We start from the raw sequence: 13,472 nt of genomic DNA, 5'->3' as shown, positions 1-13,472 counted from the left end.
TTACAACATGAGTGTGAGAAAATGAAATGTGCAGTTAATGTAGAAAAACCATGAAGAATAAGAAATAAAGAGGAAATACATGATTGATTTTAACAGACCTGCGTTTACAGGTAAGGAATTTGAGTACATCCGTGACGCAGTAGAACGGGGAATGCTCTGCGGCGACGGGATCTACACGAAGAAATGTTCTGCATGGATGGAAGAGCGCTTTCATGTGGGTCATGTGATGCTGACAACCTCCTGTACCCATGCACTGGAGATGGCTGCTTTTCTGGCAGATATCCAGCCTGGCGATGAGGTGATCATGCCGTCTTATACTTTTGTATCAACGGCAGATGCCTTTGTGCTTCGCGGTGCAAGGATCGTATTTGTGGATATCCGGCCGGATACCATGAATATTGATGAGAAGCTGATCGAACAGGCAATCACAGATAAGACCCGCGCGATCGTTCCGGTCCATTATGCAGGAGTAGCCTGCGAGATGGACACGATCATGGAGATTGCCGGAAGACATGATCTGAAGGTAGTGGAAGACGCGGCCCAGGGTGTGGATGCCTACTATAAGGGAAAAGCCCTTGGTACCATTGGAGATTTTGGCTGCTACAGCTTCCATGAAACTAAGAACTATACCATGGGAGAGGGCGGTGCGATCCTGTTCAACGGGGAGCAGTACCTGGAGAAGGCAGAGATCCTGAGAGAAAAAGGAACGGACCGCAGTAAGTTTTTCCGTGGTCAGGTAGATAAATACCGCTGGATGGATTATGGATCATCCTATCTTCCGAGCGAATTGAATGCGGCATATCTTTATGCCCAGCTGGAACAGCATAAGAAGATCAGCGATAAGCGGATGCAGATCTATGATTTTTACAATGAGAACCTTAGATTTCTGGCGGAGGAAGGAAAGATCCAGCAGCCTTATGTACCGGAAGAATGCACACATAATGCACATATGTACTACATTAAGGTACATGATATCCAGGTACGCACAAGGCTTCTGAAATATCTCCGCGAAAAGGATATCTGCAGTGTGTTCCATTATGTACCCCTTCATTCCGCACCGGCAGGAAAAAAATTCGGAAGATTTTCCGGAGAAGATGTTTATACTACAAAAGAAAGCGAGCGTCTTATGCGACTGCCTATGTTCTATAATCTGGATATGGAGGATGCGAAGAGAGTTGTGGATGCGATTGCTTCCTTTGACGGGTTTTAACAGAAGAAGGGGAGAGCTATGAAAAAAATAAAAAAATTACTGGCAGTTTTCGCAGCAGTCGGTGTGGCGCTGATGCTGCCGTTACAGACCATGGCTGCAGTGGATCTGAATGCGAAATATGATATCAGCACCAACCAGATCCAGGGATGGCCGGCAGGACCGGATATTACCTCAGATACCGGTATCCTGATGGATGCAGACACAGGAGTTGTTCTTTATAACAAGGGCGGAGATGAACAGAGATATCCGGCCAGCATTACCAAGATCATGACCTTGCTGGTGGCAGTGGAGAACTCCACCATGGATGAGAAGGTGACCTTTACAGAGACCGGGGTGCGTAATGTTACGGCAGATTCCAGTAATATCGGCACAAAGGTGGGCGAAGTCCTGACTATGGAGGATTGTCTTCATGCTCTGATCATCCAGTCTGCCAATGACGTTGCGGCACAGATCGCAGAGCATATCGGCGGGACAGAGCAGGCATTTATCGATATGATGAACCAGCGCGCCAGTGAGATCGGATGTACCAATACACATTTTGCAAATTCCAGCGGACTTCCGGATGATAATCATTATTCTTCAGCACGGGATATGGCGCTGATCTTCCGAGAAGGCCTGAAAAATGAAACATTCCGTACGGTCGTGGGCACACCGGACTATATCATCCAGCCTACAAATATGAACAGCCAGCAGAGGATCCTGCATACCCATCATCCTATGTTTGCACCGGAAAGTGGATTTTACTATGAAGGCTGCATTGGTGGAAAAACCGGAACTACCGTTGCGGCAGGGCATACACTTGTCACAGGAGTGACCAGAGATAATACCACATATATTGCAGTGACCATGCGTGGAACAGAGCTTTCCAATTCCTGTATGGACAGTACAGCTATGTTCAATTACGCATTTGAGAATTTCACAAAAACAGAAGTAAATGGCGGCTATGTATTCCTTCCAAAAGGGGTGGAGCTGAATTCCCTTACCGAGAAGTCAGAGAATACCAATGGGAAAACAGAAACCGGTTACTATTTCGGAGATTATCTGATCGGTACCGCAAGTGTTGCACAGGCAACTGATACACCGGTACCGGAACCGACCGCGGCGGCAGAGGACAGCCAGGAAGCGGACAGCTCCGAAGCGGAAGCTTCCACAGAATCAGCAGAGGAAGATAACAGCAAAACAACAGAGAAGAGTACAGCCGGAGAGGACTCCAGCGAAAAAAAGAGCATTCCTGCCCTGCGTAAGATACTTCTTATGATCATGGCAGCGATGATCCTGATCCTGGTCGCCCTTCTTGCGGCTCTCAGAATAAAAGAAAAGAAACATCACAAATAAATCAAAACAGAAAAGGAGAAAGAAAAAATGGGAAAAATAAAAGTAACACAGTGCGGAGATATTGAAGGACTGAAAGTGATCGAGCCAACTGTATTTGGTGATTCCAGAGGATATTTTATGGAAACATACAATTATAACGATTTCAAGGAAGCAGGCATTGATGTGGAATTCGTTCAGGACAATCAGTCCAGCTCCCGTTACGGTGTTCTCCGCGGACTTCATTTCCAGATCAGCTATCCCCAGGATAAACTGGTACGTGTGGTAAACGGAGAAGTGTTTGATGTTGCGGTTGACCTTCGTGAAGGCTCCAAGACCTTTGGAAAATGGTATGGTGTAGTCCTTTCCGCAGAAAACAAGAAACAGTTCTTTATTCCGAAGGGATTTGCTCATGGCTTCCTGGTACTTTCCGAGAATGCAGAGTTCACTTACAAGTGCTCTGATTTCTATCATCCAAACGATGAGGGCGGACTGATCTGGAATGACAAGGACATTAACGTTGAGTGGCCGATCCCGGAAGGCATGGAGCTTATTTTCTCCGACAAGGACCAGAAGTGGGGAAGCTTCGAGGAATATAAGAATCGATAAGGAATTGCAGAATGAAGAAAATATTAGCTTTGCCGGCGGAGCTGTACCAGAATCGAAAGCTGGTTTTAAGCCTTGCAAAAAATGATTTCAAAACAAAATATGCAGGATCCTATCTTGGTATTGTCTGGGCATTTATCCAGCCTATCGTAACGATCCTGGTTTACTGGTTTGTATTTTCCGTAGGACTGAAGGCCGGAACGGTATCGGATTACCCTTTTGTACTCTATCTGGTATCCGGTATCGTGCCGTGGTTTTTCTTCCAGGATGCATTAAACGGTGGAACCAATGCCCTGATCGAATACAATTATCTTGTGAAGAAGGTTGTATTCAAGATCAGCATCCTTCCCATCGTAAAGATCATTTCCGCACTTTTCGTGCATGTTTTCTTTGTGGCCTTTGCACTGATCTTATGTGCATGCTACGGATATACACCAAGCCTTTATACACTGCAGATCATTTATTACTCTGTCTGCACCTTCCTTTTTGTACTGGGACTTGTGTATGCTACAAGTGCGATCGTCATTTTTTTCCGTGATCTGACCCAGATCATCAGTATTTTTCTTCAGGTGGGGGTATGGCTTACACCGATCATGTGGGATATCAATATGCTTTCTTCACATCCATGGCTGATCAAGCTGTTTAAGCTGAATCCGATGTACTATGTAGTTACGGGCTACCGTGATTCCATGCTTGGTCATATCGGGATCTGGAACCATGCTTCATGGACGATCTATTTCTGGGTAGTTACGATCCTGCTTTTCGGACTGGGATCTGTGATATTCAAACGTCTGAAGCCGCATTTTGCAGATGTGCTTTAATTGAATGCGGATGGCGGATATCCGCCTGATCCGGACCGGACAGTTCCCATGGGGGATTTGCTCTGTAAGGATAAAAAGCAGAACGGCGGCAGATTGTGAGAGTGAACGATTTACACAAAAGTGAGGTTGAAAATGGCAGAAGATATTGCGATTTCAGTAAATGATGTCAGTAAGATGTACAAGCTTTACGATAATCCTATGGATCGTCTTAAGGAGTCCCTGGGATTATCCAGAAAAAAGAAATATAAAGAGCATTATGCGCTCAACCATGTATCCTTTCAGGTGCATAAGGGAGAAACAGTGGGAATTATCGGAACAAATGGTTCCGGTAAATCCACGATCCTGAAGATCATCACCGGCGTACTTTCGCCCACGGCCGGGGAAATAGCCGTAAACGGAAGGATCTCAGCGCTTCTGGAGCTGGGAGCCGGATTTAACGGAGAATATTCCGGACTTGAAAATGTATATCTCAACGGAAGCATGATCGGTTTTTCCAGGGAAGAGATCGATGCCAAGCTGCAGTCTATTCTGGATTTTGCAGATATCGGTGATTTTATCTATCAGCCGGTAAAAACATATTCCAGTGGTATGTTCGTGCGTCTGGCTTTTGCGGTAGCTATCAATATCGATCCGGAGATCCTGATCGTTGATGAGGCTCTTTCCGTAGGTGACGTATTTTTTCAGGCAAAATGTTACCGAAAATTCGAAGAGTTCAAGGAAATGGGAAAGACCATTCTGTTTGTAAGCCATGACCTGAGCAGCATCGGAAAATACTGTGACCGTGTTGTGCTTCTAAACAAAGGTGAGAAGCTTGCAGAGGGTGGTGCCAAGGAGATGGTCAATCTTTACCGTCGTGTGCTGGTCAATCAGTATGACGATGCAGATCTGGAAGAAAACACAGACGATGCAGAAGAGGGACAGACGACGGAGAACCAGGCAGCCGGAGCAGACGTTTCACTGAAAGCACATACCGGAAGCGGTAAAGCTATGAAGGACAGCCTGAACCTGAATCCCAAGGTCCTGGAATACGGCAGTAAGCTTGGCGAGATCGTGGATTTTGCCATCCGGGATGATACAGGTATGATCACCAATGTGATCGAAAAAGGCAAGGAATTTTCCGTTCAGATGAAAGTGAAGTTCCAGGCAGATGTCAGCGATCCGATCTTTGCATTTACCCTGAAAGATCTGAAAGGCACCGAGATCACAGGAACCAATACCATGTATGAACATACGCCTCTGAAACCGCAGAAGGCAGGCGATGTCCGTGAGATCACCTTCAAACAGGTGATGCCTCTGGAGGCAGGGGAATATATGCTGTGTCTGGGCTGCACCGGATATAAAGACGGCGATTTTACCGTATTTCATCGTCTTTACGATGTGTGTAACCTGACCGTGATCACAGATAAGAAAGCAGTGGGATATTTTGATCTGTTTTCCAAAGTATCTGTGAAATAAGTGGAGGAACGACTATGGCGGAGTTGAATTTAGATTATTATACGGCGAAGGATCATTATTCCGATGGGGATATCGAGGAAACACTTCTGAAAATGGCACAGGAAGGCAAATCTTTTGAAGACCTGCCGGAGGAAGAGGTGAGTTTTCCAATGGTCTACCATTTTTCAGGGCTGCGGGAGAATATCTTAAGCTGGTATCCTCTGAAAAAGGCGGATTCCGTTCTTGAGATCGGAGCCGGATGCGGAGCCATTACCGGAATGCTTTGCCGCAAGGCCGGTCATGTGACTTCCGTGGAGCTTTCCAAACGTCGGGCAGATATCAATTATGCGAGAAACAGGGATAAGGAAAATCTGACGATCATGGTTGGAAACCTGAATGACATGACTTTTCCGGAAAAATTCGACTATGTGGTAGTAAACGGTGTGCTGGAGTATGCCATGAGCTTTACCGAGGGAAAAACTCCTTACGAGACATTTCTTCAGCGTATGGGCGCTTATCTGAAGCCGGAGGGAAGACTTCTGATCGCCATTGAGAACAGACTGGGATTGAAGTACTTTGCCGGAGCACCGGAGGATCACACAGATCTTCACTTTTTCGGGATCAATGGATATCCGGGAAATCAGTCTGTGCGCACCTTTTCCAAGAATGAACTGGGAGAGCTGCTGGAAAACAGCGGCTTTCCTTTTCTGCGCTTTTACTACCCGTATCCGGATTATAAATTTCCGACAGAGATTTTTACAGATGAGAGCCTTTATACCAATTCCTACGGAAGAAGCTATCCTGTATACACAGATAAGACAGCAGATCTTTTTGCAGAAAGTGAAGGCGTAAGGGCCTTCGAAAAAGAGAAGATCCTGGACAGCTTTGTGAATTCTTTTCTTGTGGAGGCAGGACGTACCGAGAATCAGGACCCGGAGGAAATCCTTTATGTGAAGCTGAACCAGGAGCGAAAAGAAAAGTTCCGTCTTCTGACCAGGATCGTCCGGGAGAACGGAGAGGTCCGTGCGGAAAAAGAGGCTATGGTGCCCCAGGCTGAGGAATTTGTGGAAAAACTGGAAAAAACCGGAACAGAGAGTACCGGATCCGATAAATACAAGAATCTTCCCTGCAGGGCAGAAAACGGAAAGATCTCTTATCCGCTCCTTACTGGAAAAACTCTTCACCAGGAAATCGCAGAGCTTGCCCATAAAGAAGATCTTGAAGAGATCAAGGCCCTTCTTAAAAAATTCTATCAGGAATTTTTCGGGGCTCGTCAGACTGTGGATTACAGGACCGGAGAGTTCCGTGAGGTATTTGGTGATCATCCGGGAAGAGAGGATTACGAATGTGTCTGCCCGGCCAATGTGGACCTGATCTGCAGCAACATCTTTATGGGAGAAAAGGAAAATCAGATCATAGATTATGAGTGGATGTTTGATTTCCCTGTGCCTGTGAATTTTATCATGTGGCGCCTGATCCATGAACTGTATACACATGTTTCTGAGCTGCCGCGGTTATGTCATGAGGATGAGATGATGGCGGAGTTTGACATCAGCTATACAGACTATGAGATATTTATGGATTGGACCATGCATTTCGTCTATGAGTATGTGGGCTGTGGTTCTCTGATCCCGTTTGAACAGAAAAAAGTGCCGGTTTCCGTAACAGAGCTGGTGAACAGAGAAAGAGAAAAGCATCAGATGCACAGCAAGATGTACTATGATCTTGGTGAGGGATTCTGTGAAGAGCATACACTTTATGCAGAGGGAAAACTTTCCGGAAACCGTTTCCGGGTAGAGTTTGCGCTTTCCGGTATCAAAGGAATACGAAATCTCCGCTGGAATCCTGCAAACGGTCATTTCCTGAAAGTGAGGATAGAGCGTCTGGATTGCGGATGCAGTGCGGAGCTTGTGCCTCAGGGTGTCCATATGAAGGTGGATAACAGTACCACTGCGTTTTTTACCACCGATGGCTTTTATCTTATCGATGTTACACACCCGGAAAATGTGGACAGGATCGTAATAGAGGGAAAACTTGACTGCCTTGAGCTTCCGGATGTGGAAAAGCTTCTGGCCTTTGAAAAAGAGCGTGAAGTACGAAGAGAACAGGAGCGTGTCAGAAAAGAGGCTGAACGTGCCGCAAAGCAGGCTGCGCAGGAAGAGGCCCTTCGTCATCCAGGCAAAAAAGCGCAGGTAAAGAAACTGGTCAAAAAGATTCTTCGTTATCATACAGAGCCGGCAGCAGTGATGGGAGTGGAGACAACTCCTACCTGTATGGGCAGTGTTGATTTCTTCCATTATGAGAATGGCACCTTAAATGCCATTGGCTGGGCCTTTGATCCGACGTTTGCGTCTATGGGACAGCCAAGGATCGCATTTTATCAGGGAACACAGAAGCTTCAGGAGGCTTCCTGTACTACGATCTACCGTACGGATGTGGCCAATGCCATTGGAAATCCGAATGCGGAAAGTGCCGGGTTTTCTTTCCAGGCAACGGTTCTTGCGCCGGCAGAGACTTCTGTTTTCCTGGAATACGGAACCGCAGCGGATACCGGAAGATTCCTTATCGGAAAGATCCCGGGAACCAGGGATCAGAAAGAGCTTCTGGTATATGCGATCGAAGATCCGAAGAGTATCGGAAATCTCCGTCATTTCAAACAGCGTCATGTATGCAGTGCGAGAAAGGCATATCCACAGGCAGTCTATCAGCAGAAGGTGGATGTGATCGTGCCGGTTTACAACGGACTGGAGTATTTTGATGCCCTGTTTTCCGGAATTGAAAAGACAAAGGTTCCATATCGTCTGATCCTCGTAAATGACAAGAGCCCGGATCCTGAGGTAGGAAACTATCTGGAAAAATATGCCGCAGAGCATGACAATGTGGTACTTCTGAATAATGAGACCAATATGGGCTTTCTTCCGTCTGTAAACCGTGGATTAAAGATGGCGGAAAATCATGTGGCTCTTGTAAATACAGATGTGGAGGTTCCGGAAGAGTGGCTGGAGCGCCTGATGCTTCCGATCTTTGCAAAGGAAAATATTGCAACCACTACACCGTTTACCACCTGCGGAACCATCTGCAGCTTCCCGGATTTCTGCCGGGATAACAAACTGTTTGAGGGAATGCCGCTGTGGGAGATCGATGATGAATTCCGCATGCTCCGTCCGCAGTATCCGGCTATGCCTACCGGTGTGGGCTTCTGCATGGGTATGAACCTGAAAGCGATCCAGGAGGTTGGCCTTCTGGATGAGGAGAATTTCGGAAAAGGCTACGGTGAGGAGAATGACTGGTGCCAGCGTGCCATAGCTGCAGGCTATGAGAACGTGCATGTGGATAACCTGTTTGTATATCACAAGCATGGTGGAAGCTTCCCGTCTGAGGAAAAGCAGAGACTTCTGAAAGAGCACAGTGAGGCGCTGCTCCGCAAGCATCCGGATTACAACAAGGATACTGCGGATTACTGCAGAAGAGACCCGCTTCGTCCAGTAAGACTCTACGTGGAAATGAAGCTTCTCAACAGGAAGCTGGATGTGCCTACCATTGTGGCCTTTGACCATGATCTTGGCGGCGGTGCAACGGCTTATCTTGTGGAGAAAAGACGTCTGGCTCTGCGGGAAGGATACCGTTTTGTGACCATCCGCTATAATATCGTAAGCAATCGTTTTTACTTTACGTATCAGTATAAGCAGTATGAGATGGAATTTTTTGCAAATGATCTGGAAACTGCCCTTGGTGAGCTGATGCGTGTGGATGAGATCTGGATCAACGAGCTTGTGACCTATCAGAATCTTTACGGAACCCTGGAACGTATCCTGCGTCTTAAGAGAGAGCAGGGTGCGAAGCTCCTTATGCTTCTTCATGATTTCTTTGCCCTTTGTCCGGCAGTGAATCTGATCGATGCAGAAGGAAAATACTGTGGTGTTCCATCCTGTGAGGTCTGCGATAAATGTATTCCGGATAACCGCAGCAATGCCTGCACAGAATACGGAACCGGAACGCTCTGGCGTACAAAATTCCGGGAATTTCTGTCAAACTGTGATGAGATCCGTGCATTTTCCGATGATACGGCAAGGCTGTTCAAGCGTGCTTATCCGGATGTATACAATCTCCATGTAATCCCGCATGCACCCCATTACCTTCCGGCAGTGAAAAAAAATAAAAAAACCACAGAGACCTTTAACATTGGTCTTATCGGCGTACTCTGCTACAAAAAAGGCCTGGAGGTTGTGAAGGCGCTTGCAGGATATATCGAAGAGAATGAACTGAATATCCGTCTGAGACTGATCGGTACTTCCGATGAAGAGATCGAAAGTCCGGTATTTTCCCAGACCGGAAGATATTCAAGAGAGGAGATCCCAAGACTTACCCTGGAGCAGGATATTGATATGTTCCTGATCCCGTCCGTATGGCCGGAGACCTTCTCCTACACAACCTCGGAGATCATTTCCATGGGATTTCCGGTAGCGGTACTTCCGGTAGGTGCACCTGTAGAACGTGTGAAACGCTATGCCAAGGGCCTTGTCCTGAAAGATGAGCAGCCGGAGAATATTGTGGAAGAGATGATTTTCCTGTGGAAAACTCTCGGCGAAAATGAACTTCCTGTGGAAAAACGCAGGCTTCTTTTCGTAGGAGAGGAGATTTCCTTTGCCTCCAGATATCGTGTGGAGCATTTCCGGGAGCAGCTGATCCTTAAAGGCTATGCATCGAAGTTTATCCAGATAGATCAGGCAGAGCAGGAAAAGATCGAGGAATATACAGCGATCGTGATGTACCGCTGCAGCAAGCTGATGGAAGCAGAAATGCTTGCCAACCGGGCGAAAGCAGCCGGAATCCCTGTTTACTATGATGTGGATGACCTGGTATTTAATTACGAAAAAATTTCCGGGCTGCATTTCCTGAAGGGAAGCGAGTACAGTGACTTCCGCACAACTACAGACCGTATCCGCGGATGTATGGGATTCTGCGACGGATATTTTACATCCACGGAGACACTGGCAGGAGAGATCCGGGAAGAATTTCCGGAAAAACCGGTGGTGATCAACCGCAACTGTATGAGTATGGAGATGGAGATCCTGTCTCACGAGGCTGTGGAGCAGACAGACAAGGCTAAAGACCGGATCTATATCGGATATTTAAGTGGTTCCAAAACTCATGATCAGGATTTTGCCCAGGTGGAGGCAGCACTTCTGGAGGTGATGGAGCGCCACCCGGAGGTTTATCTGAAGCTGGTGGGTGTGCTGGATGAATCCGGAATGGAGCCGGTGCAGAACCGCATTGAGAAGCTTCCGTTTATGGACTGGAGACAGCTGCCTGCCGTGATCGCAGGACTTGATATCAATCTGATGCCACTGGAGAACAGCCTGTTCCACTGGTGTAAATCCGAGAATAAGTGGACAGAGGCTGCCCTTGTAAAGGTTCCGAGTGTCATGAGCCGTAACTGTGAGATGGAATACGTGGTCGAAAACGGAAAAGATGGCTGGATGTGCACCACAAAAGAAGAGTGGGTCAATGCCCTGGAAGCTCTGGTTACTGATGAGAAGGCCAGAAAAGCCATGGGTGAGGCTGCACATCAGAAGGTTATGGAACATTACCTTACAGTAAATACCGGAAAGGATGCAATGGAGGAATTGTTATGCAGCGAGAGCTATACGAAGTAGAAAAGGACAGGTTTGACCTGAAGGACAGTTCCCTGTATCACCTTCAGGGAATCTGGCCGAAGGATCATAAGCCGGAAGCCGTTCTTGACGGGGAAAAGCTTCCGGCAGCCATCAGTGCCCAGGAGCGTGTCAGCGCCCTGGAGCGCTTTAAGGATCTGGATCTGGTAAACGGAGAACGTGTGCAGATGGAAATCTGCCTGCCGGATCTGGAGGGCAAAAAGAAGCTTGTTGTTTATGCGGTAAAAGGTGAAAAACGTGTCCGGTGGTTTTCTGTTTCGGCAGCACAGCTTTACAGGAAACAGGGAAAACCGCAGTACTTTATTGAGAGCATCGAGGTGGAAGCCGGGGAAAAGATCTGCCGTGTCCGTGGCTGGGCAGCCTTTAACAGCCCCCTGACCATACGCCTGGAGGATCGCAGCCGGAAGGAAATCCCCTGCGAGATCACCAGACTGAAACGTGTGGATGTACAGAATCAGTACCAGGAAACAGAAATCGATGAGAAGAGCGGTTTTTTCTTTGAATTCCATTATGACAGTGTGAGGGAATTCTACATTGTATTTGAGGCAGGCAATGTGCGGACGCTTCGTCTGGTACATCTGCAGCCACAGAAGCGCCTTGCGGAGAAAGCTGCGGTATATTTCCGTAAGGGAAGCCGTTACATGAAGCTTCACGGGGCAGCAGCCCTTACCGGAAAGGTATTTGGAAAGGTGCTGGACCGTAAAAACCGTCCGGTGGATTATTCCAAATGGATCGTGAAGCATCTGCCGGACAAGGCAGAGCTTGCAGAAGAAAGAAAAACGAAATTTTCCAGGAATCCAAAATTCAGTATTGTGATCCCGCTTTACAAAACACCGGAAAAATATCTCCAGCAGCTGGTAGATTCCATAGAAGCCCAGACCTACGGGAACTGGGAACTCTGTCTTTCCGACGGAAGCGGAGCAGATTCTCCTCTTACCGATTATCTGAACAGGCTGGAAAAAAGTGATGACAGGATCCGTGTGATCCGCAACGACCAGGCACTTCAGATCGCAGAGAATACCAATGCGGCCATGAAAGCGGCAACAGGAGATTTTATCGTGTTTGCAGATCATGATGATGAGCTGACGCCGGACGCCTTGTTCCGGTGTGTGAAAGCGCTGAATGAGGATCCGGAGCTTAAGGTTCTGTATTCCGATGAAGATAAGATGTCCATGGACGGGCACAAATTCTTTCAGCCGCATTTCAAACCGGACTTCAATATTGATCTTTTGTGTACAGTAAACTACATCTGTCATCTTTTTGTCGTAAAAAAAGAGATCGTGGATCAGATCGGAATGCTGAAAAAGGAATTTGACGGTGCACAGGATTATGATTTTGTGTTCCGCTGTGTGGAAGCTGCGGGAAGAGAGCAGATCCATCATATCCCCAGGATCCTTTATCACTGGAGATGCCATGAGGATTCCACAGCAGAGAATCCGGAAAGCAAGATGTATGCCTTTGATGCAGGAGCACGTGCCATCAAGGCTCATTATGACAGGCTCGGAGTTCCGGTGGAAATCGAAAAGGGTGAATATCTTGGACTTTACCGTACAAAATTCCTCTGGGAGGAAAAACCGCTGATCTCCATCATCATCCCAAACAAGGATCACATTGATGATCTGAAGAGATGTATTGATTCCATCGAAGAAAAGGCAACTTACCGCAATTATGAGTATGTGATCGTGGAGAACAACAGTACGGAGGATGAGACCTTTGCCTACTATAAAGAGCTGGAAGCATCCAATCCGAAAGCCCATGTGGTGTACTGGGATGGTATTTTCAACTATTCTGCCATCAATAATTTCGGAGCTGCTCATGCTAAGGGTGACTATCTGCTTCTTCTCAACAATGATACGGAGATCATCAGCCCGGACTGTCTGGAGCAGCTTCTGGGATACTGTATGAGACCGGATGTGGGAGCTGTAGGAGCGCGGCTCTATTATGAGGATGATACCGTGCAGCATGCAGGAGTAGTCGTTGGCTTCGGCGGCATTGCGGGACACTGCTTTGTGCAGCAGAAGAGAGACGCTACCGGATACTGCCACAGGATCATCTGTGCCCAGGATTACAGCGCTGTAACCGCAGCCTGCATGATGGTGAAGCGTGAGGCCTTTGATAAGGTTCACGGATTAAGTGAGGAATTCCAGGTTGCCTTTAATGACATAGATTTTTGCCTTCGTCTGGGAAAAGCCGGATATCTGGTTGTATACAATCCTTATGCGGAGCTTTATCACTATGAATCCAAATCCAGAGGTCTTGAGGATACACCGGAGAAGGTGGCAAGATTTAACCGCGAGATCGCTTCCTTTGAGAAGCACTGGCCGGAGATCCTCCGTGACGGAGATCCTTACTATAATCCGAACCTTACACTGGAGAGCCAGGATTTTTCTCTGAAGCGGATATAGGAGGTTATAT

General features: G+C 47.2%; 7 protein-coding genes. All 7 read left to right on the top strand.

Annotated elements, in window-relative coordinates:
- The first annotated feature begins 79 nt into the window (after nt 1–79).
- The 7 genes from rffA (at nt 80) to ACTNDQ_RS04060 (ending at nt 13,462) form a co-directional block, all read left to right on the top strand.
- Entirely contained in the window at nt 80–1,210 is a 1,131-nt protein-coding gene (gene rffA, locus ACTNDQ_RS04090) for a dTDP-4-amino-4,6-dideoxygalactose transaminase (protein ID WP_021651902.1), read from the top strand.
- Nucleotides 1,211–1,228: 18 nt separating this feature from the next.
- Nucleotides 1,229–2,545, top strand: a complete 1,317-nt coding sequence (locus ACTNDQ_RS04085) for a D-alanyl-D-alanine carboxypeptidase family protein (protein WP_278795896.1) — start codon at nt 1,229–1,231, stop codon at nt 2,543–2,545.
- Nucleotides 2,546–2,572: 27 nt separating this feature from the next.
- Nucleotides 2,573–3,130 carry a dTDP-4-dehydrorhamnose 3,5-epimerase gene (gene rfbC / locus ACTNDQ_RS04080; RefSeq protein ID WP_015527414.1) on the top strand — a complete coding sequence of 186 codons (558 nt, stop codon included), beginning with the start codon at nt 2,573–2,575 and terminating at the stop codon, nt 3,128–3,130.
- A gap of 11 nt (nt 3,131–3,141) precedes the next feature.
- Nucleotides 3,142–3,948 (top strand): ABC transporter permease, encoded by an 807-nt coding sequence (locus ACTNDQ_RS04075; RefSeq protein ID WP_015527413.1) that lies wholly within the window; start codon nt 3,142–3,144, stop codon nt 3,946–3,948.
- A 132-nt stretch (nt 3,949–4,080) separates the two neighbouring features.
- On the top strand, nt 4,081–5,403 hold the full coding sequence (locus tag ACTNDQ_RS04070) for an ABC transporter ATP-binding protein (protein ID WP_021651905.1): 1,323 nt from the start codon (nt 4,081–4,083) through the stop codon (nt 5,401–5,403).
- 14 nt (nt 5,404–5,417) lie between these two features.
- A complete protein-coding gene (locus tag ACTNDQ_RS04065; protein WP_441063833.1) occupies nt 5,418–11,039 on the top strand; it encodes a glycosyltransferase in 5,622 nt (1,873 codons plus the stop codon).
- Nucleotides 11,015–13,462 carry a glycosyltransferase family 2 protein gene (locus ACTNDQ_RS04060; RefSeq protein ID WP_288787219.1) on the top strand — a complete coding sequence of 816 codons (2,448 nt, stop codon included), beginning with the start codon at nt 11,015–11,017 and terminating at the stop codon, nt 13,460–13,462. Before ACTNDQ_RS04065 ends, ACTNDQ_RS04060 begins: the two co-directional genes overlap by 25 nt.
- Nucleotides 13,463–13,472 lie beyond the last annotated feature (10 nt).

The sequence above is a fragment of the Blautia massiliensis (ex Liu et al. 2021) genome, assembly GCF_052064225.1.
GTDB classification, from domain to species: domain Bacteria; phylum Bacillota; class Clostridia; order Lachnospirales; family Lachnospiraceae; genus Blautia_A; species Blautia_A fusiformis.
The sequence above is the reverse complement of the archived record's forward strand: the minus strand, read 5'-3'. Positions and strand labels throughout refer to the sequence as shown.